At 71.1% G+C, this 25,896-nt stretch carries 20 protein-coding genes and 1 pseudogene; 3 read left to right on the top strand and 18 right to left on the bottom strand.

The genetic code is table 11. From position 1 onward, the window contains the following. Window positions 1-112: 112 nt before the first annotated feature. Entirely contained in the window at window positions 113-1,105 is a 993-nt protein-coding gene (locus tag ACZ6QQ_RS30635; RefSeq protein ID WP_465881010.1) for a helix-turn-helix transcriptional regulator, read from the bottom strand. Window positions 1,106-1,191: 86 nt separating this feature from the next. On the opposite strand from ACZ6QQ_RS30635, the gene ACZ6QQ_RS30630 reads away from it, so the two are divergent. Continuing rightward, entirely contained in the window at window positions 1,192-1,917 is a 726-nt protein-coding gene (locus tag ACZ6QQ_RS30630) for an alpha/beta fold hydrolase (protein WP_465881008.1), read from the top strand. 3 nt (window positions 1,918-1,920) lie between these two features. Here ACZ6QQ_RS30630 and ACZ6QQ_RS30625 read toward each other — a convergent pair whose 3' ends face one another. Continuing rightward, window positions 1,921-2,424, bottom strand: a complete 504-nt coding sequence (locus ACZ6QQ_RS30625; RefSeq protein ID WP_465881006.1) for a shikimate kinase — start codon at window positions 2,422-2,424, stop codon at window positions 1,921-1,923. After that, the gene (gene aroC, locus ACZ6QQ_RS30620; RefSeq protein ID WP_465881005.1) at window positions 2,424-3,602 is read right to left on the bottom strand and encodes a chorismate synthase; all 1,179 of its coding nucleotides are present in this window, start codon (window positions 3,600-3,602) and stop codon (window positions 2,424-2,426) included. Before aroC ends, ACZ6QQ_RS30625 begins: the two co-directional genes overlap by 1 nt. A gap of 407 nt (window positions 3,603-4,009) precedes the next feature. Here aroC and ACZ6QQ_RS30615 point away from each other — a divergent pair, with 407 nt between their 5' ends. Then, window positions 4,010-4,915 carry a DUF5753 domain-containing protein gene (locus tag ACZ6QQ_RS30615; protein WP_465881003.1) on the top strand — a complete coding sequence of 302 codons (906 nt, stop codon included), beginning with the start codon at window positions 4,010-4,012 and terminating at the stop codon, window positions 4,913-4,915. A 963-nt stretch (window positions 4,916-5,878) separates the two neighbouring features. On the opposite strand, the gene ACZ6QQ_RS30610 is transcribed toward ACZ6QQ_RS30615, so the two are convergent. The 11 genes from ACZ6QQ_RS30610 to ACZ6QQ_RS30560 form a co-directional block, all read right to left on the bottom strand. Then, window positions 5,879-6,538 carry an RHS repeat-associated core domain-containing protein gene (locus tag ACZ6QQ_RS30610; RefSeq protein WP_465881001.1) on the bottom strand — a complete coding sequence of 220 codons (660 nt, stop codon included), beginning with the start codon at window positions 6,536-6,538 and terminating at the stop codon, window positions 5,879-5,881. 585 nt (window positions 6,539-7,123) lie between these two features. Further along, window positions 7,124-8,959 carry a LamG domain-containing protein gene (locus ACZ6QQ_RS30605; RefSeq protein WP_465880999.1) on the bottom strand — a complete coding sequence of 612 codons (1,836 nt, stop codon included), beginning with the start codon at window positions 8,957-8,959 and terminating at the stop codon, window positions 7,124-7,126. A 160-nt stretch (window positions 8,960-9,119) separates the two neighbouring features. Next, window positions 9,120-9,941, bottom strand: a complete 822-nt coding sequence (locus ACZ6QQ_RS30600; RefSeq protein WP_465880997.1) for a shikimate dehydrogenase — start codon at window positions 9,939-9,941, stop codon at window positions 9,120-9,122. Between the two features lies 1 nt (window position 9,942). Beyond that, window positions 9,943-11,142, bottom strand: coding sequence for an endolytic transglycosylase MltG (mltG, locus tag ACZ6QQ_RS30595; protein WP_465880995.1), 1,200 nt, complete (start codon window positions 11,140-11,142; stop codon window positions 9,943-9,945). Then, window positions 11,139-11,600, bottom strand: coding sequence for a Holliday junction resolvase RuvX (gene ruvX / locus ACZ6QQ_RS30590; RefSeq protein WP_465881124.1), 462 nt, complete (start codon window positions 11,598-11,600; stop codon window positions 11,139-11,141). Before ruvX ends, mltG begins: the two co-directional genes overlap by 4 nt. Window positions 11,601-11,686: 86 nt before the next feature. After that, window positions 11,687-14,371, bottom strand: a complete 2,685-nt coding sequence (gene alaS / locus ACZ6QQ_RS30585) for an alanine--tRNA ligase (RefSeq protein ID WP_465880994.1) — start codon at window positions 14,369-14,371, stop codon at window positions 11,687-11,689. After that, window positions 14,368-14,673 (bottom strand): hypothetical protein, encoded by a 306-nt coding sequence (locus ACZ6QQ_RS30580; RefSeq protein ID WP_465880992.1) that lies wholly within the window; start codon window positions 14,671-14,673, stop codon window positions 14,368-14,370. Before ACZ6QQ_RS30580 ends, alaS begins: the two co-directional genes overlap by 4 nt. Before the next feature lie 42 nt (window positions 14,674-14,715). Next, on the bottom strand, window positions 14,716-15,180 hold the full coding sequence (locus ACZ6QQ_RS30575) for a DUF948 domain-containing protein (RefSeq protein WP_465880991.1): 465 nt from the start codon (window positions 15,178-15,180) through the stop codon (window positions 14,716-14,718). A 145-nt stretch (window positions 15,181-15,325) separates the two neighbouring features. After that, a complete protein-coding gene (locus tag ACZ6QQ_RS30570) occupies window positions 15,326-16,189 on the bottom strand; it encodes a hypothetical protein (RefSeq protein WP_465881123.1) in 864 nt (287 codons plus the stop codon). Between the two features lie 2,174 nt (window positions 16,190-18,363). Next, window positions 18,364-19,830, bottom strand: coding sequence for a replication-associated recombination protein A (locus ACZ6QQ_RS30565; protein WP_465880989.1), 1,467 nt, complete (start codon window positions 19,828-19,830; stop codon window positions 18,364-18,366). 75 nt (window positions 19,831-19,905) lie between these two features. Next, the gene (locus ACZ6QQ_RS30560) at window positions 19,906-20,112 is read right to left on the bottom strand and encodes a hypothetical protein (RefSeq protein WP_465880988.1); all 207 of its coding nucleotides are present in this window, start codon (window positions 20,110-20,112) and stop codon (window positions 19,906-19,908) included. 38 nt (window positions 20,113-20,150) lie between these two features. Here ACZ6QQ_RS30560 and ACZ6QQ_RS30555 point away from each other — a divergent pair. Then, window positions 20,151-20,861: pseudogene (locus ACZ6QQ_RS30555) on the top strand (GNAT family N-acetyltransferase); the annotation flags it as partial. A gap of 38 nt (window positions 20,862-20,899) precedes the next feature. Here ACZ6QQ_RS30555 and ACZ6QQ_RS30550 read toward each other — a convergent pair. The 4 genes from ACZ6QQ_RS30550 to aspS form a co-directional block, all read right to left on the bottom strand. Next, a complete protein-coding gene (locus ACZ6QQ_RS30550; protein WP_465880986.1) occupies window positions 20,900-22,366 on the bottom strand; it encodes an MFS transporter in 1,467 nt (488 codons plus the stop codon). Then, the gene (locus ACZ6QQ_RS30545) at window positions 22,363-23,046 is read right to left on the bottom strand and encodes an ArsR/SmtB family transcription factor (protein ID WP_465880984.1); all 684 of its coding nucleotides are present in this window, start codon (window positions 23,044-23,046) and stop codon (window positions 22,363-22,365) included. Before ACZ6QQ_RS30545 ends, ACZ6QQ_RS30550 begins: the two co-directional genes overlap by 4 nt. Before the next feature lie 80 nt (window positions 23,047-23,126). Continuing rightward, window positions 23,127-23,957, bottom strand: coding sequence for an SDR family oxidoreductase (locus tag ACZ6QQ_RS30540; protein ID WP_465880982.1), 831 nt, complete (start codon window positions 23,955-23,957; stop codon window positions 23,127-23,129). 4 nt (window positions 23,958-23,961) lie between these two features. Further along, entirely contained in the window at window positions 23,962-25,770 is a 1,809-nt protein-coding gene (gene aspS, locus ACZ6QQ_RS30535) for an aspartate--tRNA ligase (RefSeq protein ID WP_465880980.1), read from the bottom strand. Window positions 25,771-25,896: the final 126 nt, after the last annotated feature.

Raw genomic sequence — 25,896 nt, 5'->3', positions numbered from 1 at the left:
CCGCAACCGGTCGCCCAGGTGTCCGGATGGCGGGCGGGGAGGGCTTGCTCAGGTGTCCGGTTGGCGGGCGGGTGGCTCGCTCAGGTGTCCGGTCAGCGGGCGGGCGGCCTGCTCAGGCGTCCGGTTGGCGGGCGGCGAGGGTGGCGAGGCGGGTCGCGTGTGCGGCGAGCGCGGTACGCAACTCGTCCGGCGCCCGGATGGTGAACGGCCAGCCGAGTCCGGCGAGCAGTAACGCCATCCCGTCCAGGTTCTCCGCGCGGGCGCGCACCAGCACCCCGCCCGGCGCCTCGGTCAGCTCCGCCACGCTCGGCGGGATCCGGCGACGGGCCTCGGTCAGGTCGGTTTCCAGCAGCACCTCGACCGACCACGCGTACGGCACTCCGGCCAGCGACCGGGCGACGTGTCCGATCGGGTCGAACCCGTCCGGCACGCTGAACTGCCCCGCTGCACCGTCCACCGGATCCGCCGTCGACGGTTGCACCGAGGCGATCCGGTCGAGGCGGAAGGTGCGGATCTCGTCGCGGCGGTGGTCGTGGCCGGTGACGTACCACCGGCCGGCGTGGAAGACGAGGCCGTACGGGTCCAGGTCGCGGCGGGACTCCTCGCCCCGCCACGAGCGGTAGGTCAGGCTGACCCGACGGCGGGACCGGGTCGCCGCCCCGAGGGTGAGCAGCACCGTGGCCGCCGGACCGGCCGTCTCCGTACGCCGCCGGGCGGTGAAGCCGAGCGTCTGCCGTACGGCGGCGAGCCGGTCGGCCAGCGCCTCGGGCAGCACCCGACTGATCTTGCCCAGCGCCAGGGCGGTGGCGGGTGCCTCGGTGCCGAGGCCGAGCTGTTCCGCCGCGACGAGGCCGAGCACCACCGCCACGGCCTCGTCGTCGGTGAGCATCAGCGGCGGCAGTTTGTAACCGGGCAGCAGCCGGTAGCCGCCGTACCGGCCCCGCTGCGCGGTCACCGGGATGCCGAGTTCCTCCAGGGTGCGGGCGTAGCGGCGGACGGTGCGCTCGTCGACGCCGAGCCGGGCGCCGAGTTCCGCCCCGGTGAGCCGATGCTGGCCCTGGAGCAGTTCGAGCAGGCCCAGCACCCTGCCGGCGGGATGTGACACAGACCACTCTCCAATACCGGACGGATCCTGCCCGGATTCGATCGTACGGTTTCCCGGAAGACATCGAGCGACAAAGGAGTACGGGGATGAGCACGTTCGTACTGGTTCCGGGGTTCTGGCTGGGCGCGTGGGCGTGGCAGGACGTGACCGCCGCGCTGCGGGCGGCCGGGCACGAGGTCCACCCGGTGACCCTGACCGGCCTCGCCGACCGCGCCTCCCAGCTCGGCCCGGAGGTCGACCTGGAGACCCACACCGCCGACATCGTCGGGCTGATCGAGGCGGCGGACCTGCGGGACGTGGTGCTGGTCGGCCACTCCGGCGGCGGCCTGCCGGTCACCCAGGCCGCGGACCGGATCCCGGACCGGATCGCCCGGGTCGTCTACGTCGACAGCGCCCCGCTGCCCGACGGCGTCTCCCAGTTCGACACCAACCCGCCCGAGGAACAGCAGCGGGTCAACGGTCTGGTCCGGGACGGTCAACTGCCGCCGCCGGCCTGGGATCCGGCCGCCGATCCGGAGAACCTGGCCGGGCTGGACGAGACGGCGCTGGCACTGCTGCGCGAGCGGTCCACCCCGCAGCCGCTGCGGACCGCCACCGACCCGGTCCGGCGTACGGGTGGTCGGGCGGTGCCGACCACGCTGGTGGCCTGCACCTTCCCGGTGGAGGTGGTCCGCTCGATGATCGCCCAGGGGGTGCCGATGTTCGCCGAGCTTGCCGGGGCGGAAATCCACGGACTCCCGACCGGCCACTGGCCGATGCTCAGCGAGCCGAAGCGGCTGGCCGACCTGCTCGACTCGATCGCCCGTGCGTGATGCTTACGGCTTGAGCAGTTGGTGGATCTCCTCGGCCACCTGCTCCGGCGTACGCCCGTCGGTGATCACGGTGTGCGCGGCGACCTCCAGGTAGAGCGGTCGGCGCTGGTCGAGCAGGTACTTGAGGGTGGCGCGCGGGTTGATCGCGAGCAGCGGTCGACCCGCGCCGAGCCCGACCCGCCGGATCGCGTCGGTCAGCTCCACCGACAGGTAGACCACGGTCTGCCCGGCCAGCGCCGCGCGGGTCGACTCGGCCAGGATCGCACCACCGCCGAGGGCGAGCACCCCGTCGAACTCCCCCAACGCGGCCAGCACGGCGTCGCGTTCGAGCGTACGAAAATGGTCCTCGCCCTCGTCGACGAAGATCTCCGGGATCAGCTTGCCGGCGGCGGCCTCGATGTCGAGGTCGGTGTCCCGGAAGTCGACCCCGAGCAGGGCGGCGAGCGCCTGCCCGGTGCTGGTCTTGCCGGATCCGGGCGCCCCGACCAGGACGCAGACCGGGGCCATCAGCGGATCACCAGGTGGTCCAGGTAGCCGGCAAGATTCCGTTTGATCTCGGCGATCGAGTCGCCGCCGAACTTCTCCGTCGCCGCCTCGGCCAGCACCAGCGCCACCATCGCCTCGGCGACCACCGCGGCGGCCGGGACCGCGCACACGTCGGAACGCTGGTTGATCGCGGTCGTCGGTTCGCCGGTGAGGACGTCGACGGTGGCCAGGGCCCGGTTCAGCGACGAGATCGGCTTCATCGCGGCGCGTACCCGAAGGGGTTCCCCGGTGGTGATGCCGCCCTCCAGGCCGCCGGCCCGGTCGGTGACCCGGCGCACCCCGGTCGCCGTCGGCACGATCTCGTCGTGCGCGACCGACCCGCGCGAGCGGGCCTGGAGCCAGGCGTCGCCGATCTCCACACCCTTGATCGCCTGGATCGACATCAGCGCGGTGGCGAGCCGGGCGTCGAGCTTGCGGTCCCACTGCACGTGGCTGCCCAGACCCGGCGGCACGTTGTAGGCAAGCACCTCGACGATGCCGCCGAGGGTGTCGGCGTCCTTCTTCGCGGCGTCGACCTCGGCCACCATCCGGGCGCTCGCCTCCGGGTCGAGGCAGCGCAGCGGGTCGGCGTCGATCCGCTCGGCGTCCTCCGGCCGAGGTTGCAGGCCCGGCTTGGCCGCCACCGAGCCGAGCTCGACCACGTGCGAGACGATCTCGATCCCGAGGCCCTGGCGGACCAGCGCCTTCGCGACGGTGCCGACGGCGACCCGGGCGGCGGTCTCCCGCGCGCTGGCCCGCTCCAGGATCGGGCGGGCGTCGGTGTGGCCGTACTTCTGCATGCCGGCGAGGTCGGCGTGACCGGGGCGGGGGCGGGTCAGTGGGGCGTTGCGCGCCTGGGCTGCCAGTTCGTCCGGGTCGACCGGGTCGGCGGCCATCACGGTCTGCCACTTGGGCCACTCGGAGTTGCCGACCCGTACGGCCACCGGGCTGCCCAGGGTGACCCCGTGCCGGACCCCACCGATGATCTCGATCTCGTCCCGCTCGAACGCCATCCGCGCGCCCCGGCCGTAGCCGAGCCGGCGACGGGCCAGCTCGGCGACGATCTCCTCGCTGGTCACCTCGATCCCGGCGGGCACCCCTTCGAGGAGCGCCACGAGGGCGGGGCCGTGCGATTCACCCGCGGTCAACCAGCGCAACAAGGCGAGAACCTTTCCTTCCGTATGGGTGCCTGCCAGTGGTTTCGTCCACGTCCCACCGGACGCCATCCACATGCCAGTTGCCCAGTCTGGCACGCGCCGGACCCGCCTCGACGGCCCCCACCCGCCCATCCCGGTGAACGGACCCGGACGGATCCCGATGCGGCCCGGTGCGTCTGCCCACCGCTCCGAAGCAGATAACGCGTCGAATCCCGCATCGCCTCCGGCTCGCGGGTGCCGAGATCGATCTCGACCACGCCGAGCAGGTCGTACCGTTCGTCGAGAGTGCCTGCGTCGACCACGCGGCACAGCGTGAACGCGTGCCGGACCCGTAACGCCCGAAGCACCCACCTACCGTCGTCCACCATCACTCCTCCTTGATCAGCCCAAAGCATCGAGGAGTGTTGGTGATGGCCGCTACGTCCAAGTCAGCGAGTTCTCGGCGTAGCCAGCCACCCTCGGACGCGTCGCCCACCGTCCAGGCGTGGGAGATGGGCCTGCGGCTACGCCAGCGCCGCGAGGAGATCGGCCTCACCGCAGCCGCCGCCGGCCGCGCCGCCGGGATCATCCAGGCGTACGTCTCCGGCGTCGAAGCCGGCAAGGTCAAGCTGCCCGCCGAACGGCTGGCCCAGTTGGTGAAGATCTACGAACTGGAAGCCGACGAGGCGGCGGAGTTGGAGGCGCTCCGGGTCGGCGCGACCCGTCGCGGCTGGTGGCAGCAGTACTCGCAGCTCTTCCCGGCCGAGTTCCTCCGTTTCCTCGGCTACGAAGCCGGCGCCGACCACATCCGCAGCTATCACACGGAGGTGCTGCACGGCCTCTTGCAGACCGAGGAGTACGCGCGCGCCGTCATCCGAGGCGGCACCACCACTATCCGACTGACCGAAGTCGAGCGACGAGTGGCCGCAAGGATGTCCCGACAGAAGCGCCTCACCGACACCCGACCGTTGCGGGTGACCACGGTGATCAGCGAGGGCGCACTACGCCAGCAGGTCGGTGGCGCAACCGTCATGAAGGCCCAGCTCGAACATCTCGCCGCGTTGGTCACCGATCGGCCGGAGCAGGTCCAGGTCCGGATCATGCCGTTCGCGGCTGGCGCTCATCCAGCACTTGGCGGCCCGTTCGAGATCCTCTCGTTCGCCTCGTCACGGCTCCCCGACCTGATCTGGCAGGAAATCCTGACATCCATTGACATCATCGACCAGTCCACTCGGGTGACCGACTACCTGGTGACCTTCGCGGAGACGCTGGAGCGCGCGTTAGGCGCGGACGACTCGCTCGCCCTGATCCGCCGGGTCGCCAAGGAGATGACATGAGCACCGATGCCGTCCCCGTCCGGGACTGGTTCACCTCGTCCCGCAGTTCCAGTCTGTCTGGGTCAATCTCGGCCTTCCCGCACCGGTCGAGTGCGAAAAACAGCACTACCCTCAGCCCAAACGTGAAAGGTACTACTAGCACGCCGACACGCTACTACGAAGAAGAGGTTCTTCGTAGTAGATCGTTACCGAGCCATCGACCCGCACGGCCAAGGTTCCAGCGCCGCCACACCGGACTCAGCCGCGCCGAAAGGTGGTGGCCGCCAAACCAGTCAATCTGTTTCTCGACCGCCTACCCAAACGAAGCACGGGCAGCGACGCACAAGCGCCACCCCCAATCCCGACACACAGTCAACGTCACCTTTCTCAGCAAGCTAATCTCATCGACAGCCGTCGCCGTCCATGCAATCCACTCCACTCGACGACGCACGGCGGACCGACAGCAGCCCGGGCACCTGTCGCTTAGGGATAGGCTACAGCAGACGGGATTGTCCGATCATGTCAGCTGGAATTGTCAACCACGAGTCGATAGTTAGGAATCTCCTCAAGGCCCCTCAACACCGGCTCACTATCAACAGGGACAGGCGCCCTCATGGGCGCAAGGCCCATCAGGCACGAGTCACACCAAAAAACAGCCACACCGGCTTCCGCAGAAACGGAATTTACGACTAACACCAGCCGCAACTGTCGGGCTTTGCAATTAGGGCAATTGCGATTCGCCAGGTCGGCTGGACGATCGTACAGACACTCGTACGCATCCATCCAGTCACCGCGATCAGCCGGCCGATTACCGAATCTCATCACTGAATCGCACTTCCGACCGTTTCCCACCAGTTATCTTCGTAAGCATGAGCAGCAATTTCAGCGTCGTTATATCGATCATAGTCCGTAGGGTATTCCATACCATCGCGAAGTTGCTCAACATGATATCGCTCGTGCGCGAGGGTTCTAGCAGGCTGCTCCTCACTGGCAAAGGCCTGGGGGCGGCGATTTTCTTGCTGTCCTTGAGGAGCTTGAATGCCTTGCCCCAGGGAGCATGCCGGCTACGGCAACCACGCAGTCCATGGCGTTGCCGCCGATGCAGCCAAGGATGTCGTTGACACCGAGCAGGTCCAGCAGGATCTGTCCGCCGGCCTTGACGATGATCGAGATGACGCTCTCGGCCTTGATCTTCTTGGCCTTCTCGACGTCCGCGTCGGTGGGGCCGCTCCGGTCCTTGCTGATCAGCGAGGGCTTGCGTACCGGCTCCTTGCGGACGGTGTACTTGCCCTTGCTGCCCATGACGACGCGCTCGTCGGTCTCGCGGTAGTGCTGCTCGTCGCCCTGGGCGCTCTCTGTGATGAGCGGCTTGAGCCCGTCCGGGTCGCTCATCGTGACCGGAGTGTTGTTGGCGTAGCTGTAACCCTGCATCTGCTGCGGGTCGGTGAAGTCGATGAGCGGGTCGACGCTGATGAAGCGGCCGGTGGACAGGTCGTACTCGCGGGCGCCGAGGTGGACCAGACCCGTCGGGTCGTTGTCGCCGCCGACGAAGCCCTTCGGTGTCGGCCAGAGCGGATTGGTACCGCGCGGGTTGCCGTACGGGGTCTGCCGCCGCTGGGTGATGATCTGATCAGCGGCGGTCACCGCGAGCTGCTGGGTGCCCTGGGTGTCACCGACCAGCCAGGTGATGTCCGTCGTGGAACCACGTGATCCAACCAACTGGGCGGCGGGGCTGGAGTACTAGCGCGCCCGGCCGATGGAGAGCGGGCCGGTCGAGGGCACCGTCACGTACGGCAGGGTCATCGCGGCGTCGTCAACGCCAACCGGCCCGACGAACGTCTCCACCGGACGTCCTTTTCGGACATGGACAGATGGCGCTCCGCCACCAAGACCCCCGTGATCATTGGACAGTGCGTCGGAACCTTAGATCAACTTCGAGGCCACTGTAAATAGCCGACTACAACCAGCAACTACGAAGCGGGTAAACGCGATCATGTGCCCCGATCATGACGCGGAGAATTACGCCGTCCGGACGGATGAGCAGGGCTGGGCGACAACGGCCGCTCCACCGAACGGGCATGCCCGGCCAGGCCGCCACCGGCACCCCCGATCGCCGGGAGACACGGAAACGCGCCCCAGGACCGGAACCTCTTCCGGGGGCGCGCGGTTGTCCAAGGGCTGATGGAGTCTCCCCGACCGGGTCGATCCGGTCGGGTGGACTCCGGCCGGCTACGAGTTGTCGTACCGGTCGAGAATCTCGGTGTCGGACATCGTCCCGGCGAAGAGCTTCACCTGGTCGACGGCGCCACCCAGATGTCCCCCGGTCGCTCCGGCCCCGCCGACGTAGAGCGGGGAACCGGTCACACCGGTGGCACCGGTGCCGGCGACCGCCTGCCGGATCCCGTTGACGTAGAGGCGGACGCTGCCGACGCCGGCGTCGAAGACACCGGTCAGGTGCACCCAGTCGTTGGTTGTCGCGGGCGCGTCCGACTCCGCGAGCGACCACCCACCACCGCTCGACCTGACCCCGAACCGCCACCTGCCGTCCGGGGCGGCGTACAGCTTCGTCGCCCCGTCGCCGGCGCCGTGTTGCAGCACAACCTGCTCGTGGGCGGTGATCGCGGAAAGCCGGGTCCAGACCGACACGACGAAGGACTGATCCGTGACCAGGATGGCGCCCGAGGTGTACGCGTGGCCGTCGCCGACGGTGCCGTACCCCTCCGGCTGGGCCTCGTTGAACCACACCGCGTCGTTGTCATCGTGCGCACTCGGGGTATAGCCGCTCGTCTGCTCCGGCGAGTACGGATCGGTGCAGCCGTGCAGCGTCAACTGCTGCGCCCAGTAGGAGTTGCTGGTGTCGTCACCACACCCCGACGACAATCCACCGTTGAAGCTCCAGTTCGCCACCTCGGTCGGCGCGAGAATTCCCGCGGTGGCCGGGATCCCGGCACCGGGATCGGCCGGCGTGCCCCAGAGGTCCTCGTGGGTCACCACCCGGTTCCACAGCCGGACACTGCGGACCTCACCGCTGTAGAAGCCCCGGTCGGCGTCGTTCGCACGGCCTCGACCGACGGCGACCGGCCCGCCGGCCGCCCAACCCGCACCCCGGTTCGACAGCCAGGCGGCCGAGGGCGTCACGGTCGAGGTGCTGTCGAGCACGCCGTTCACCCACAGGCTGAGCTTTCCCTCAACCTCGTCCCAGACCCCGGCGAGGTGCGTCCACTTGTCGGCCGGTGGGGTCGCCGCCGCCCACGCGTTGGCGAACGTCGGCTCGGCCTCGTCACTCGCGGGAATCCGCAGGCGCCACTTTCCCGCCTCGCAGTTGTAGCTGAGCAGGAATCCGCTGACGTGCACGCCGTCGACGGACACCGCGGTCCGGTTGCCGGCCGAGCAACTGCCCGCCGACGGTTGCCTGACCCAGGCGGCGACACTGAACGAGCCCGACGTGTCGAGGCCGGTTCCGGTCGCGGTCGCGACGCCGCGCGGACCGGTGCCGTCGCCGTTGAACAGGGCGGTCCGCTCGCCGACGACCCAGCTGTCGGGGGACCACACGACATCGGGTTGCTCGAGCGTCAGGTCCGCGTCGCCGAACACATTCTGGAAATATCGGCCGGCAATGCTCTCCAGCGGCCAGTGGGCCACGGGCGCGGACGGGGCGCCGGCCAGGAAGGCGTACGAGGTGGTCGCACTGCGCTGACCCGCCCGGTCCAGGCTGTACACCTCGAGTGTGTTCATACCGGAACGCGGCGCGGTCAGGGCCACCGTGTACGCCGAGCCCGCCGGAACCCTGACGGTGGTCACCGGCTGCGGACTGCCCGACCACCCGTACCCGTACTTCACCACGTCGGAGGCACCGGTGGTGAAGGTGAACTCGCCCGAGACCCCCCGGCCGCCGTGAGCGATGCCGTCGTTCGGATAGCCCGTTGACGACACCGACGGTGGCGGCGGCGCCAGCCGATCCACATCGGAGCCGGTCACGGCGGCCCGCGCGGTGCTGCCGTCGACCACCTCGGTCCCGACCAGTAGCCCCGCGGTCAGCATCAACGCCGACACCGACCACGCCATTCTGCGAAAAGGCAGGGTGTAACCCAGAACAGATGCCAAGACGAACCTCCCCGTACGCCTGCAGAGTCATCGAACCCTAGAGACGCCCGGTACAGGCCGTCAAGATTTTTTCACACTCGGCATATCAACGGTTACCGAACGCTCATACGGGGAAGAACCGTCAGGCGCGGGCGGCGAAGAGCGCGGCACGCATCGCGGCCACCGGTGCCGGTACGCCGGTGAAGTGCTCGAACTGGCCGACCGCCTGGGCCAGCAGCAGATCGAGTCCGGAGACGATCCGGCAGCCGGCGTCGCGGGCGGCGGCGGCCAACGGCGTCGGCCACGGATCGTAGAGCGCGTCGAAGAGCACCGTCGCCGGCAGCCAGGAGATCCGACCGGCGAGCGGATCCGCGACGCCCTTCGGCACGGTCGAGATGACCACGTCGGCCGTGGCGTGCTCGGGAGCCCGCGCCCAGTCCGCCGGCACCAACGACACACCGAGCTTGTCCGCCACCGGCCGCAGCTCGTCGATCGCCGTCGCCCGCCGGGCCACCACGGTCACCCGCAGCGCGCCGAGTTGGGCCGCCGTGGCCAGCGCCGCCCGCGCGGTGCCGCCCGCACCGAGCACGGTCACCGTCGCTCCGGCCGGCACCCCGGCCGCCCGGAGCACGGCGACCATGCCGGGCACGTCGGTGTTGTCCGCGTACCAGGAGCGGTCCGGTCGGCGTACCAGGGTGTTGGCGGCACCGACGGCGGCGGCGACCGGCGAGACCTCGCCGGCCACCGTCAGCCCGACCTCTTTCAACGGCATGGTCAGCGACAGCCCGGCCCACTCGGCGCCGAGGCCGGCCACCAGATCCGGTAGCTCGGCCTCGGCGCACTCGATCGCGGTGTACGACCAGCCGGTCAGACCGGCCGCCGCGTAACCGGCGTTGTGGATCACCGGCGAGAGCGAGTGGGAGATGGGCTTGCCCAACACAGCGGCCCTGGACAGCCCGGTCATGTCAGAGGACGCCGGCCTTCCTGGCCTTGTTCTTGTTGACCTCGTGCTGAGCGGCGGTCTCGGCGAACTCCGAGTGCCCCTCCTTGTCGACCGCCACGAAGAAGTACCAGTCGCCCTTCGGCGGATCCATCGCCCCCTGCAACGCGAGCTTGCCCGGATTGTCGATCGGGCTGGGGATGAATCCCTTCAGCTTGCGGTTGTACGGGTTCTTCTGGTCGTCCAGGTCCTTCGCGGTCATGTCCTTCGACGACTTGGTCGGCAGCCCCCGGACGTCGAACCAGTAGTTGACCGTCACGTCCATCTCGAAGCACTCACACGGCACCTCGGCGTTAGGCTTGAAGAGCCGGTTGTACGCCACCCGGGCGACCTTGCCGAGGTCGTCGGGGTTACCCGCCTCGACCTGCGCCAGCGAGGCCACGATCAGCGCCTCGTACGGGGTCACGCCGCCCAACTTCTCCTGCACCACATCGGTGAACTTGATCTGCCCGGCGACGGTGAGGAATCCCTGCACCATTTCCCTGAGGATGCCCTCGGCGGTGGCGTTCGGCGGCAGATCGTACGTATCCGGGAAAAGGAAACCCTCGATCGTCGGGGTGACCTTCTTACCGTCGCTGCGCGTGAACCAGTAGTCCGGGACGCCGAGCCCGATCGGGTCCTTTGCCGCCGCCTCGAACTGCGCCACCGGGATCTTGGTGGTCTCCTCGAGCTTCTTGTAGATCTGCCGGGCGGTCAGACCCTCCCGGATGGTGACCTTGTTGGTCACCCTGCTCTTCGGGTCCAGCAGCAGGGTCAGGGCCGACTCGCCCGACATCTGCTTGCGCACCTGATAGAAGCCCGGCTGGATGCCGGTGGCCGAGGAGTTCTTCTCGGCGGCGTTCACGAACGCCTTGGGGCTCTTGACCACGCCCTGGGTGACGAGGGTGTTACCGATGTCAGCGAGGAAATCGCCGTCCTTGATCTCGATGACGACCTCTCCGGCGCCGGCCCCCTCATAGTCGGGCGCGCCGAACAGGCCCTGAATCCGGTCGCCCGCATACCAGACGCCGCCACCGAGCACAGCGAGCAGGACGAGCGGCAGCAGGAGAGCGAGAACTGTCTTGCCCCGACCACGGCCCTTACGCTTCCGGTCGCGTACGCCACCGCGCCGGTGTTGTCCCTTCTCGGTTCGCTCGTCGAACGCGAGCTCCAAGTCGTCGATCATCTGGTCCGCCTCCGCTGCCCGTCTAGCCAGCTCTGCAGGATCTCCACTGCGGCCGCCTGATCGACCACAGCGCGTTGACGTTTCCCCCGGACGCCCCGCTCGGACAGCCTACGGGTAGCCACCACCGTCGACATCCTCTCGTCCGTGAGAGTCACCGGAACGGGGGCGATCACCTCAGCCAACCGGGTGGCGTACGCCTTGGTGTGAATCGCCGCCGGGCCGTGCACACCGGCGAGATTCACCGGCAGCCCGACCACCACCTCGACACTTCGATGCTGCTCGACAAGATGTGCCAGTTCCGAGATGTCCGACGGAACCGCTTTCTCGTCCGTGGTGAGGTCACGGGCCAGGGTGACCAGTGGCGTGGCCAGAATGGCGTCCGGATCGCAGACCGCCACACCGACGCGCACCTTGCCGACGTCCACGCCGAGCCGTACACCGGGCGAGAAATGCCCCATACCGATTGACCTCCCCTCGCTGCATACGGAAAGCAGACCGCCGTGGTTCACGATCTGACCACGACGATCTGCCTCCGAGCAATCCATCACGCCTCGGCGATTGCCTTTTCCACGGTGCCGAGCAGGGTCGGCGCCTGGTCCGCCGGCACGCCGCCGCCCTGGGCCAGGTCGGCGTTGCCGCCCCCCCGGCCGGACAGCGCCGCCTTGACCAGGTCACCCGCGGACAGGCCGCGTCCCTTCGCGGCGGCGTTCAGCGCCACCACCAGCGAGGCCTTGCCACCGGAGCGGGCTGCCACCGCGACCACCGCCGGGCGAGCCGCGTCGATCTTGCCCCGGATTTCCTGGGCCAGAGTGCGTACGTCGTTGCCGGCCGCGCCCTCCGGCGCCTCGACGCCGACGTAGGCGACCCCGCGTACGTCGCGGGCCCCGGCCGCGAACGCCGCCGCCCCGCCCAGCACCATCTGCGCCCGGAGCTTCTCCAGCTCCTTCTCCGCGTCCCGCAGCTGGGACACGGTCTGCTCGACCCGGTCGGCCACCTGGTCGTTCGGCACCCGGTACAGGTCGGCCAGCCGGGACACCAGCAGGTGCTCCTTGGCCAGGAAGCGGAACGCGTCGATGCCGACCAGCGCCTCGACCCGGCGCACACCGGCACCGATGGACGACTCGGAGAGGATCTTCACCAGGCCGAGCTGCCCGGAGCGGGCCACGTGCGTACCACCGCAGAGTTCGCGGGCGTAGTCACCGACCTCGACGACCCGCACCTCCTCGCCGTACTTCTCGCCGAAGAGTGCCATCGCGCCGAGACGGCGCGCCTCGGCCTGCGAGGTGATGAAGGCGTGCACCTCAAGATCGGACAGAAGTACCTCGTTGACCTGCTGCTCGACATCGGCGAGCACGCTCGGCGAGACACCCGTCGGGGTGTTGAAGTCGAACCGCAGCCGGCCCGGCGCGTTGAGCGAGCCGGCCTGGGTCGCCGACTCACCGAGGAAGTTCCGCATGGTCTGGTGCACCAGGTGGGTCGCGGTGTGCGACCGGGAGATCGCCCGGCGCCGGGTCACGTCGATCTCGGCCAGACCGGCCTCACCGGTACGGACCTCGCCCCGGACCACCCGGGCCCGGTGCACGATCAGGCCGGGAACCGGCTGCTGCACGTCGAGCACCTCGACCTGGCCGCCACCGACCGTGATCAGTCCCAGGTCGGGCTGCTGGCCGCCGCCCTCGGCGTAGAACGGGGTGGTGTCGAGCACCAGCTCGACCGTCTCCCCCTCCCCCGCCACCTCGACCGGCACACCGGCCCCGGCGAGCAGGGCCCGGACCTTGGACTCCCGACTGACCTCGGAGTAGCCGGTGAAGGTGACCGGTCCGCCGTTGTCCAGCACCCCGCGGTACGCGGACAGGTCCACGTGTCCGGTCTTGCGCGCCTGCGCGTCCGCCTTCGCCCGGGAACGCTGGTCGGCCATCAGCCGCCGGAAGCCGTCCTCGTCGACGCTCAGCCCCTGCTCGGCGGCGATCTCCAGGGTCAGGTCGATCGGGAAGCCGTACGTGTCGTGCAGTTGGAACGCCCGCTCACCGGTCAGCGCCGGCTTGCCCGCCGACTTCGACTCCGCGATCGCGGTGTCCAGGATCGTGGTGCCCGCCCGCAGGGTGGACAGGAACGCGTCCTCCTCGGCGTACGCGTACTGCGAGATCCGGTCGAAGTCGCTGGCCAGCTCCGGGTACGACGGCGACATGCAGTCCCGGGCCACCGGCAGCAGCTCCGGCAACGCCCGCTCCTGCCAGCCGAGCAGCCGCACCGCCCGGATCGCCCGCCGCATGATCCGGCGCAGCACGTAACCGCGCCCCTCGTTCGACGGGGTCACCCCGTCACCGATCAGCATCAACGCGGTGCGGACGTGGTCGGCGACCACCCGCAGCCGTACGTCGTCCGGGTGCGACTGGTTGGCCGCGTGACCCGAGTGGGCGCCGTACCGCTTTCCGGTCAGCTCCGCCGCCCGGTCCAGGATCGGCCGCACCTCGTCGATCTCGTACAGGTTGTCCACACCCTGGAGGATCGACGCCATCCGCTCCAGGCCCATGCCGGTGTCGATGTTCTGCGCCGGCAGGTCACCCAGGATCGGGAAGTCCTCCTTGCCGGTGCCGGCACCCCGCTCGAACTGCATGAAGACGAGGTTCCAGAACTCCATGTACCGGTCCTCGTCGACCTCCGGACCGCCTTCGGCGCCGAACTCCGGCCCCCGGTCGAAGAAGATCTCCGAACACGGCCCGCACGGACCGGGAATGCCCATGGACCAGAAGTTGTCCTTCTTGCCCCGCCGGACGATCCGCTCCGCCGGCACCCCGATCTGCCGGTGCCACAGGTCGAACGCCTCGTCGTCGTCGAGGTAGACGGTCGGCCAGATCCGCTCCGGGTCCAGCCCGAACCCGCCATCGGCCTGCGACTTCGTGATCAACTCCCAGGCCAGGCTGATCGCACCCGACTTGAAGTAGTCCCCGAACGAGAAGTTCCCGTTCATCTGGAAGAACGTCCCGTGCCGACTGGTCTTGCCGACCTCGTCGATGTCCGGCGTACGGATGCACTTCTGCACCGACACCGCCCGCTGGTACGGCGCCGCCTGCTGCCCCAGGAAATACGGCACGAACTGCACCATGCCCGCGTTCACGAACAACAGGTTCGGATCGTTGATCGCCGGCAGCGGAGCGGACGGCACCACGGCATGGCCATTCGCCGCGAAATGCGCCAGGTACCGCCGCTTGATCTCCGCCGTTTTCATCGGGAGCCATCCTCCGGGAAAATCTCGTGGTCACCGATCCGCGGGTCCCCGCGCAGGTCGGCGAATTGGTCGTCGAACGCCACACCCTCGGCGAACGCGTTGTGGATCTCCTGCTCGCGCTCGGCCATCCCGGCCCGAACGTCGTCGATGAAACTCCGCAGCGACTCGACCGCGCCGCCGGCGGACTCCGACAGCGACGTGGCGATGCCACCCGGTGTGTACGACTGGGCGGTCCGGGTCACCTTGCGGACGACCAGCGCCCCGACGGCGAGCCCGATGCCCAGCCAGAGCAATCGCCTCATGGCCCTATCCTCTCTCCCCGCCGCGTGGACGCCGGCACCAGGTCAGCGGTTGTCGCCGCGCTTGGCCGCCCGACGCTGCTGCTTGAGCGTCGCGCGCACCTCACGGTCCTCGTCGGCGTGCCGGCGGGCGGCTGCCGCGCGACGTACGCCGTAGCCGAAGGCGGCCACCTTCACCAGGGGGTTCGCCGCGGCGGCCGAGACCACGGTGGCGAGGTTGGCGACGTTGGCGGTGACGTTCTGCGCGTGCCCGGTCATCGTGTCGATCTTGGCCAGCTGGATGTTCACCCCGTCCAACGAGGTGTGCACCTGCGTGAGCGCCACGTTCACGTTCTCGATGGTGGCGTTCGCGTTACCCAGCAACGGCGCCGTCCGGTCGTTCAGGTCGTTGATCGCCCGGGTCGCGGCGTCGACCGTGTGGCGCAGCCGCAGAATGGGCACGGCCAGTACGAGCACCAGCATCAGGAACGCCCCCGCCGCGACGAGCGCGGCGATCTGTCCAGGGTTCACCCGTGTTCTCCTCTACCGAACCGTCTCGACAGCGCGGCTACGCCATCCGGGCGCACCGCACCAACAGCGGGCAAAGCGGCACCGGATACGTAACGCCGCACTCCGTACCAACAGGCAGACCCTACCGTCCGTGACGAAAGTCGGCTCACGACGGTGGGGAGGTCAGTTCACTGAGCGGATCGTCGGTGAACACCGGTTCCGGATCCACACCGGTGAGCGACGGATCCGTACTCGGCTGCGGCTTGGTCCGCTCGTCGTCGATCGCGTTTCGTACCTTGATCGACACGACCGCGCCGTCGCACGGCGGCGGCTCGACACCGGGGGACGCCGGGGCCTCCTCCGGCTCGCCCGGCTCCACCGTCGGGCGGGCGTCCAGCGGACCGGTCGCGCAACTCGGCGGGCGGACCCAGAGGTCGAGGGTCAGCTCGTCCCGCCGCCAGCAGGTGTAGTGCCCCTCGACCGGCTGTTCCGGGCACGGCTTGACCTGCCACGTCCGCCAGCCGTCCTCGGTCAGCGCCTGCTGGTACGCCTCCGCCGTCGGATCCGCACCCTGCTCGGACTCCACGGTCCGTTCCCGGAACCGGCACTCGATCAGGCACCACCGGCTGCCGTAGACATCGTCCTCGACCTGGGCAGCCGCCCACGTCGGTACGGACAGCTCGTCCAGGGCGCTGAAGACCGGATCGCGGGTCGCGGCCCGGATACCGAAGAAGAGCGGTAGGGCCCCGAGCACCAGCAACGTGGCCAGAATCAGCGCGGCCACCTTGAGTCGCCGCTTCTCTCGGAGCTGGCGGCGGATCTCGGACCGGGGTTCGCGGATCTCGCCCGTACCGGTGGGATCGTCGAACGGACGGTCCTCGGGCGCCGGGCCGGCCGGTACCGGACCGGTCACGGCCGCGGGCCGGACGCTCGCCGCGCCGACCGGGGCCACCGCCACCTTCGCCACGGCCACCGGCTTGACGCCGGCGGTACCCGACGGCACCGGCCCGCCCTGCTGCGGACCGCCCATCGGATGCGGACCACCCATGGGGTTCGGACCGCTCTGGTTCGGACCACCGGGCCGGGGCGGGGCCATCGGGCCACCCGGCACGGTCACCGAGGCGGACGCCGACGCGGCGACCGGCACGGAGGCGGCACCTCGACCGACCCCGCCGGGGCCGGCGTCGCGCTCCGGCGGGCCCGAGGGCGGCATCGGCCCTCCCGGCGGCACCTGGCCACCGGCAGACATCGGACCACCGGCAGACATCGGACCACCGGCGGACATCGGGCCAGCGGTGGGCGGCATCGGGCCGGCGCCGGCCGGCCGCGGCGGTGCGCCGGGACCGGGTGGCGGCGGAAATGCCGGGGGTGCCGGCCGGGGAGCGGCGGCGCGGCCCCCGTGCCGGTCCGACGGCTCGGTGGGTGGTGGGACCGTGGCGGCGCCACGCGGACCGGCGGGATTGCCGACCGGGGGAACCGGACCCGACGGTCCGGACATGACGGGTGGTCCCGCCGGTCCGGCCCGGCCAACGCCACGAACCTCGCCGGTGCCATCAACCCGGTCCGGTCCGGGACCTGCCGGGGGCCGGCCGGGCGGGTAACCAGGACCGGGTTGCCGGTCGGTTGCCGGTGGTCCGTCGGCCGGCGCGGACCGGCGCGGACGCAGTTCGGGGCCGCCCGGGGGCCGCCCGCCGTCACGGCCGGGGGGTACGGAATCGGCCGGTGGACGCTCGCCGGGTCCCCAGGCGTCGTGGGCTCGTCCGCCCGGCATCGGTTGACCGTGGCTCTGGGCCGGCGGCCCGGCGGGTGATGCTCCGGTGGGTGGTGGTCCGAAACGGTCCGGAGTGGACGGGTCACCGGCGACCCCGGACGGGCCGCCGGGAACTGACGCGGCGCCACTGGTCCGGCCGGCACGGGTGGCCCGACGGACCCAGTCGGCCGGGCGGGACGAACGGTGGCTGCCCGTCGTCTCCTCCGGTTCGCTGACGGGCGGCGGTAGCGCGGGCGCGTTCCCCGTCCTCGGCACCCGGGGATCGGAAGGCTCACCGGATCGCGCCCCGCGCGGATCGGCCGGATCAGCGAGCCGCCCCGCACGCGGATCGGCCGGATCAGCAAGCCGCCCCGCACGCGGATCGGCCGGGTCGCCGACTCTCGGCGCACGAGGGTCGGTGGCGTCCCGGGGAGGGCCGTACCTGCCGTCCGCCGGCGGCACGCCGACACGACCGGCCTGCTCGCCACCCTGGGCCCCGGGTCGACTCGTGGCGGGTCCGCCCGGCACGGGTGGGGTCGCGACGGCGCTGCGGCGTCCGGGAGGGGTCTCCTCGTGACGCCGTCCCGGCGGCATCTCGTCGATGCGCGGCTCGGGCGGTCGCCGAGCCGGGTCGACCGCGCCGTGCCTGGCCTGCGACTCGCGCGGGTCCGGCACCTGCGCACCGGCGTGCCGCCCCGGCTGGCCGGGGTCGCCGCCGGACGGGTTCGGCCGGAACGAACCGTCGCTCTCACCCTGGCCCGGCTCTCCGTGCCGGCCGGGTGCGGGTGGTACGGCCGCGCGGGGATCCGGCGTCCGCCGGTCGGCCGGTGGTCCAGCCCAGGCTCCGGTGCCGTCCGGTTCGGCCGCTGCCCGCCGGCCCGGTCGGTCCACCGGAGCCCGCGAGGCGTCGGGTTCGAACGCCCCCCGCGAGTGCCGGGACGGGCCGGTCGGATCGGATTCCTCCTGCGGCCGCCAGGGCTCGGACGGCGCGGGCGGACCGGCCACGGGGCGCTCGGCTCGCGGTGGTTCGGAAGCTCGCGGTGGTTCGAAGGCTCGCGGTGGTTCGGAAGCTCGTGGTGGTTCGAAGGCTCGCGGTGGTTCAGGGGCTCGGGGTGGCTCGGGCGCCGGCCTGGGTTGACCGACCGGAGGCACGACGGCGGTACGACGCACCGGCGCCGGTCCGCCCTCCGCGCCGGGGTCGCCCGGCCCGGGGCCGAAGTCGGGGCGGCCGGTCGGTACGCCGCGTCCCGGCGCGCCTTCGGTGCCGCCGGGACCGAGATCGGTCTGCTGCTGCTTGGCCGTACGGAGGTCGGCGATCCAGCCGAGTTCCTCTCCGCTGACCTCCGGCTCCTCGGCGGGGGTGTCGGACTTGCCCCGTCCCCAGCGGCGTCGCAGGGATCGAGGTTCCCGTTGCTCCTCGGTGCCGTCTTCGGGCAGGTCGGAACCGCGCGATTTCACTGGTGATCCTCCCCGGCAGGCGCGCTGCCGTCTTCGTCCATCGGCCGGTCCGGCCTGGTGCCGGTGCTGGTCGACGCCGCCGGGGCGGGCGTGCCCCGGACTATGCCCCGCAACAGCGGGAGCCGGGCGGCGACCGCTCGCTCCCCGCCGTGTCCGCCGGGCCGGTAGTAGTCGACCCCGACGAGGTCGTCGGGTGCGTACTGCTGGGTGACGACGCCCCGCTGGTCGTCGTGCGGGTACCGGTAGCCGGTGCCGTGTCCGAGACCGCGCGAACCGGCGTAGTGGGCGTCGCGCAGCGACCGGGGAACCGATCCGCCGCGTCCGGCCCGGACGTCCCCGGTGGCGGCACCGATGGCGGTGGTGACCGAGTTCGACTTGGGCGCGGTGGCCATGTGGATCACCGCTTGGGCGAGGTTGAGCTGGACCTCGGGCAGGCCGACGTACTCGACGGCGTGGGCGGCGGCGGTGGCGACACTCAGCGCGGTCGGGTCGGCCATGCCGATGTCCTCGCTGGCGAAGATGACGATCCGGCGGGCGATGAACCGGGCGTCCTCGCCGGCGACCAGCATCCGGGCCAGCCAGTGCAGGGCCGCGTCCACGTCCGAGCCGCGCATGCTCTTGATGAAGGCACTGACGACGTCGTAGTGGGCGTCGCCGTCGCGGTCGTAGCGGACCGCCGCCACGTCCACCGCCTGCTCGGCGGTGGAGAGGTCGATCTCCGTGCCGCCCAGGGCCGCGGCCGACCCGGCCGCCGCCTCCAGCGCGGTCAGTGCCTTGCGTACGTCGCCGCCGGCCAGGCGTACGAGATGGTCCTCTGCGTCCGGGGCGAGGGTGAGCGCCCCGCCGAGCCCGCGCTCGTCGGTCATCGCGCGGCGCAGCAGCCCACGCACCGCCTGTTCGTCCAGCGGTTGCAGGGTGAGCAGTACGCACCGTGACAGCAGTGGCGAGATGACCGAGAAGTACGGATTCTCGGTGGTCGCCGCGAGCAGCGTGACCGTCCGGTCCTCCACGGCGGCGAGCAGCGAGTCCTGCTGGGTCTTACTGAACCGGTGCACCTCGTCGATGAAGAGCACGGTCGGCCGACCGCCGGACCGGCGCTCCCGGCGGGCGGTTTCGATCACCGCCCGGACGTCCTTCACCCCGGCGGTCAGCGCCGACATCGCGACGAAGCGTCGGTCGGTGGCCCCGGCGACCAGATGGGCGATGGTGGTCTTGCCGCTGCCGGGCGGACCCCAGAGAATCACCGACATCGGTGTCGTGCCGGTGACCAGCTGCCGCAGCGGTGCTCCCGGCGCCAGCAGGTGGTCCTGACCGATCAGTTCGTCCAGGCTCGCCGGACGCATCCGGACCGGCAGCGGGGCGTCCACGCCAGGGGTCGTGAAGCCATCGGTGATGCCCGATATGCTGGGTGCGGAGCGCGCCCCACCGGCACCGGTGAGGGAAAACAGACCGTCGGGCTCCATCACGAAGACATTACCGGCCCGGTGCCGGACGCTCGAAATGCGCCGATCCCGGGCCGGTTCGCGTCGGCCGACGGGTCAGCCCCGACCGGGCCGCCGCCCCCGCCAGCGTCCGCCGCCACCGCCGGGCGCGCGGCCGACACCGGCCAGGTAGAGCGCCAGGCAGAGCAGACCGGCAAGGCTCAGGGTGCCCGGGCTGAACAGGTCCGGCGCGCCGAGATCGGTGTCGAACAGGTCGAGCAGCAACGCAAAGCCGAAAATCGCGGCGGCGATGTAGGCGAACATAATCGGGTCCTCCGAGGGGGTGGGGTGGGTCGACCCTGATGTACCCCGCCACGGCAGCCGTCAATCTCCACCATGGAAGCGGTACCGCCAGCGCTAGAGTTTCCTCCATGATCACCGAAGCGACCCTGGTCAGAGGGCGTGCCGGCATTCTCGCCGCAGCCGGCGACCACCCGTACGTGCGGCTGAACGCCGGTACCGGCGGTGAGCTGACCGGCTATCTGCTCGACGGCGCCACGTTCTGGACCGGGACCGGCCCGCACGGCGTGACCGGCTGGGCCACCGGTGATGCCGTACCGGCCGCCCGGCTGGCCGGCGAACTGCGCGCCGCCGGGTCGCTGGACCTGCGCTGGCTGCACCTGCCCCGGGTGCACGCCGACGTCCTGGCCGGGCACCTCGCCGTGACGCACCGCGACGACTGGGACTTCCGCTGGACGGTGGATCCGCCACCGGTCCAGCCGGGAGAGGATCGGGTGGTACGCCTCACCGAGGCCGACCACGAGGCGATCGCCGCCCTGGTCGACGAGGCGTTCCCGACCAGCACCACCCGCCCCGGCGACCCCCGCGTCCGCCACTGGTACGGCATCCGCGACGGGAGCCGCCTGGTGGCTGCCGGTGCCGACCGGAGTCGGGGCGGCACCGGCTTCCTCGCCGGGATCACGGTGGCCGTCGACGCCCGGGGCAAGGGGCTCGGTGCCGCGCTCACCTCGGCGATGACCCGTGCCCTGCTCGACGAGGCCGAGGAGGTGACCCTCGGCGTGCTGGTCGACAACCGCGCCGCCATCCGGCTCTACGACCGGCTGGGGTTCGCCGGCTCGGTCCCGCGTACGTCGGTGGGGTTGGCGCCGCTCGCGGACCTCGGCGTCGGCACCCCCGAAGGCGTCCCGTTGACGGGCGCCGACCCCGACGCCACCCGCACGTCCGACGCCACCCGCACGTCCGACGCCGCCGACACGTCCGACGCCACCCGCACGTCCGGCGCCGCCGAGAGGTCCGGCGCCGCTTCCGGCAGCACGCCGGCCGAGCGCCGGGTCGCCCACCACGCCGGCAGGTAGAGCGGTGCGGCGGCCGCCAACACGACCGCACCGACCAGCATCGCGGTGCTGACCGAGGTGGCGCCGGCCACGCTGGTGAGCACCACCCCGCCGAGCGCACCGGCCGGTTGCGAGACCATCGAGTTGAGCGAGACCACGCTGGTCCGGTAGGGGCCGTCGACCTGCCGGTGCAGCAGGCCCATGTGCAGCGGGTTCGACGCGCCGTGCACCAGGTAGCAGGCGAGGAAGGCGGTGATCACGCCGACCGGGCCGGCCAGCAGGCCCATCCCCACGACCGTGGCGCCCTGCACGATCCGCAGCAGCGCGGCGGCGGGCGCGACCCCGATCCGCCGGGCGAGCACCGAGGCGAGTCCCGCACCGGCGGCCGAGGCGAGCCAGGCCACCGAGCCGGCGGGGCCGAGCAGCGCCGCCGCGCGGTCCGGATCGCCGAGGACCTCGGCGAGGCGTACGGGCAGCAGGGTCTCGAAGGTGACCATGCCGAAGCCCCAGAAGAGTTCGACCGCGACCAGGGCGAGCAGGATCCGGGACCGGCGCAGCAGGCCGAAGGCGCCCCCGATCGCGGTCGGCACCCCGCGCAGTGAGTCCCGCAGCGCGGCGACGCCCCGGGCCGGGCGTACGTCCGGCAGGAGCACGACGAGGGTGACCAGCGCGATCACCTGCGACCCGAGCGCGACCAGCACCGGTACGGTCAGCGCACTGAACCCGCCCACCGGGCCGAGCGTGACCAGGCCACCGGTGAGCAGCGCGCCGGCTCCGACGGACAGGCCGAGCACCATCCCGCCGCCGCCGAGTCCCCGTTCCAGGTCGGCGTCCGGGTCCGCGACGAGCATCGTGTCGACGTACCAGGAGTCGAGCGGGCCGCTGTCCAGTGCCCGGAAGATGCCCTGCAACACGAAGACGAGCAGCAGCAGGCCGACCGAGTCGGCGAAGGTGAGCAGGATCAGCGATCCGAGGCAGAGCAGGCTGGCGGCGATCAGCACCGGTTTGCGGCCGATGGCGTCGGCGAGCCCTCCGGTGGGCAGTTCCAGCACCAGGATGACCAGCCCCTGCGCCGCCGTCACCAGGCCGACCTGCGGCAGGCTGAGGCCACGCTCCAGCAGGAGCAGGGGGAAGATCGGGATCAGCAGCCCGATCGGGAACCAGCGCAGCCCGAGCAGGACCAGGTAGCGGCCTCGGGCCTGCCGCAGGGTAAGCGTTGTCACGGCCTCTCCTCGTCGTCGTGTTCGGCGGTGGGCAAGCCGCCGGGCGGGATGGCTGTCGGGCTGTCAGACGACGCGCCGGGCGAGGTGTCGACCCGGGGGAACATGTTCAGGTAGAGCAGGACCTGTTCGGTCTCGTTTCCGGCAGGTGACGGGTCGGCCATGTAGCGCTTGATCACCGCGCCCAGTTCCTCGGTGAGCTGGCCCAGCCGTTCCGGGGTGAGGCTGAGCAGCGAGTCGTGGTAGCCACCGACGGCCCGCCACGCGGCGGGATAGCCGCGCTTGACCGCGTTCCAGTTGCGGGCCTGCTCGACGTAGCTGTGCAGCAGGTGGTCGTCGAACCAGTCGGAGGCCGCCCGCGCGTCGGGGTCGTCGTCGAAGTCGCTGCTGAACCAGACGGTGCTCCGGTGCACGGACCGCCACCACCGTTCCCGGCCGGTGCCGCGCGCGCTGTCCTCGGCCACGAGTCCCACCTCGGCGAGTTGGCGCAGGTGGTAGCTGGTGTTGCCGGTATTGGTGCCGAGCGCGTTGGCCAGCCCGGTTGCGGTGGCCGGGCCGTCCGATCGCAGCGCGGCGAGCAGGCGGGAACGCACCGGGTGCGCCAGGGCGCGGATCTGACGACCGTCGAGCCGGACACTCGACTCCGGTTCGACGGTTCCGTCGGCTTCCTCGGTTGCAGACATGTTTTGCAGAATAGTTCTGCACAGATGTTGTGCACAAGTTCCGTGCAGAAATATTCTGCAATCCCGAACCGACTCCGGGGCTAGGCCGGGCGGGTGGGGAGCAGTTCGCGTACGCCGCGCAGTCGGGTCTTCAGCAGCGCCGCCGCGCGGGAGCTGTCCAGGCGTACGTCGGCCGGGCGGGGCTGACCGACCGAGGCGATCGTGGTCACGGCGAGCTTCGCCGGGTCCAGCCCGTACCGCCGGGCCACCAGTCGACCGAGGTCGGCCCGGCTGACCGGATCCGCTCCGGCGACGTTGAGCGGGCCGGCGTAGTCCGAGTCGACCAGTTCCAGCACCGCCGAGGCCAGATCGGTCACGTCGACCGGGCAGCGGTACTCGTCACTGAACAGGCGCACCCCCGGTGCACCGGTGAGCGCGTCGAGGCAGAGCCGGATCTGCTTGCTCCGCTCGTCGCCGACGATCAGTGACGTACGCACCACCGCCGCCTCCGGCGCGACCAGGCGTACGGCGGTTTCACCGGCCGCCTTCGCCGCCCCGTACGGGTAGACCGGGCTGGGCGGCTCGTCGTCGGCGTACGGGTACGGCCGCCCGCCGTGCAGCGCGTCACTGGACAGGTGGACCAGCCGGGCACCCGCCTGGGCGGCGGCCAGTGCGACGTGGCCGGCCCCGTCGGCGCAGACCGCCCAGTCCCCGTAGACGGCGGCCGTGTTGACCACGGCGTCGGGGCGTACCCGGGTGACCAGCGCACGCACGGCGGCCCGGTCGTTGATGTCCAGCGGCTGCCAGTCGACCCCGTCGACCGCACCCGGCGCCCGGTGGTACGTGCCGACGACCCGGCGGCCAGCGGTCACCGCCCGGCGGCACAACTCGCCACCGAGGTAACCGCTGGCCCCGACGATCAGCAGGGCCAACGGGTCAGACCGGCTCGACCGGTGCGGCCACCCCGGCGGTGCCGGCCTGGGCGGCGGTCGGCGGCTTCGGCTTGGCGTCGATGCCGGCCTCCAGGCGCTGCTGGGCGGTGACCGGGGTCGGCGCCCCGGTGAGCGGGTCGAACCCGCCACGGGTCTTCGGGAAGGCGATCACCTCGCGGATCGACTCCGCCCCGGCGAGCAGCATGCAGACCCGGTCCCAGCCGAACGCGATGCCGGCGTGCGGCGGCGGGCCGTACTTGAACGCCTCCAGCAGGAAGCCGAACTTGTCGGTCGCCTCCTCCGGGGTGATGCCGAGCAGGTCGAAGACCCGGCTCTGTACGTCGCCCCGGTGGATACGGACCGAGCCGCCACCGATCTCGTTGCCGTTGCAGACGATGTCGTACGCGTACGCCAGGGCCCGGTCGGGTGCCTCCTCGAAGCGTCCCTCCCAGTCGGCGTTCGGCGAGGTGAACGGGTGGTGCACGGCGGTCCAGCCGCCCTCGTCCGTGCGTTCGAACATGGGTGCGTCGACCACCCAGCAGAACGCCCACGCCGACTCGTCGATCAGGTTCGACCGCTTGGCGATCTCGATCCGGGCCGCGCCGAGCAGTTCCTGTGCCTCGCGCTGGTTGGTCGAGGCGGCGAAGAAGACCGCATCGCCGGGCTTGGCACCGACGGCGTCGGCGAGCCCGCCGAGGTGCGCCTCGGAGAGGTTCTTCGCCACCGGGCCCCGGGCCTCGCCGGTCTCCGCGTCGAGCACCACGTACGCCAGGCCGCGTGCGCCGCGCGACTTGGCCCAGTCCTGCCAGCCGTCGAGTTCCTTGCGGGTCTGTCCGGCCCCGCCGGGCATGACCACCGCCCCGACGTAGCCTCCGGCGTCGATCGCCCCGGCGAACACCCGGAACTCGGTGCCGCGCAGGTACTCGGTCAGCTCGGTCAGCTCGACGCCGTAGCGCAGGTCGGGCTTGTCGGAGCCGTACCGGTTCATGGCGTCGTGCCAGGTGATGCGCGGAATCGGCGAGCTGATCTCGTGTCCGGCCAGTTCGCGCCAGAGGGTGGTGACGATCGCCTCGCCGAGGTCGATGACGTCGTCCTCGGTGACGAACGACATCTCGATGTCGAGCTGGGTGAACTCCGGCTGCCGGTCGGCGCGGAAGTCCTCGTCCCGGTAGCAGCGGGCGATCTGGTAGTAGCGCTCCATCCCGCCGACCATCAGCAGTTGCTTGAACAGCTGCGGGGACTGCGGCAGCGCGTACCAGGAGCCGGGCTGGAGCCGGACGGGGACCAGGAAGTCGCGGGCGCCCTCGGGCGTCGACCGGGTCAGGGTCGGCGTCTCGATCTCCAGGAAGTCGCGGTCGTGCAGCACGCCCCGGGCGAGCTGGTTGGCCCGCGAGCGCAGCTTGAGCGCGTTGGCCGGGCCGCTGCGGCGCAGGTCGAGGTAGCGGTAGCGCAGCCGGATGTCGTCACCGGCGGCCACCTGGTCGTCGACCGGCAGCGGCAGCGGGGCGGCTTCGGAGAGCACGACCAGGTCGGTGGCGGTGACCTCGATCTCGCCGGTGGGCAGCTCGGGGTTGTCGTTGCCCTCGGGGCGGCGGGTCACCTCGCCGGTGACCAGGACGCAGAACTCGTTGCGCAGCGCGTGCGCCGATTCCATGCCCTCCCGGAAGACCACCTGCACGACGCCGGAGGAGTCGCGCAGGTCGACGAAGATCACGCCGCCGTGGTCGCGCCGGCGGGCCACCCAGCCGGCGAGCTTCACCGTGCTGCCGGCGTGCGTCGCGCGCAGGCTTCCGGCGTCATGGGTACGGATCACGGCAGGGCTCTCCTCATGGGTCCAGGATGGGGCTCCTGCATTCTGTCAGGGCGGCTCGGTGCGGCCGGTGCCCTCCCCCGGACACCCCCGATCGGTGATTCCGCCCACCCCCACCACCCTGGCAAA

The sequence above is a fragment of the Micromonospora sp. NPDC049529 genome (assembly GCF_055586685.1).
This window is presented reverse-complemented; position numbering and strand designations above follow the sequence as displayed.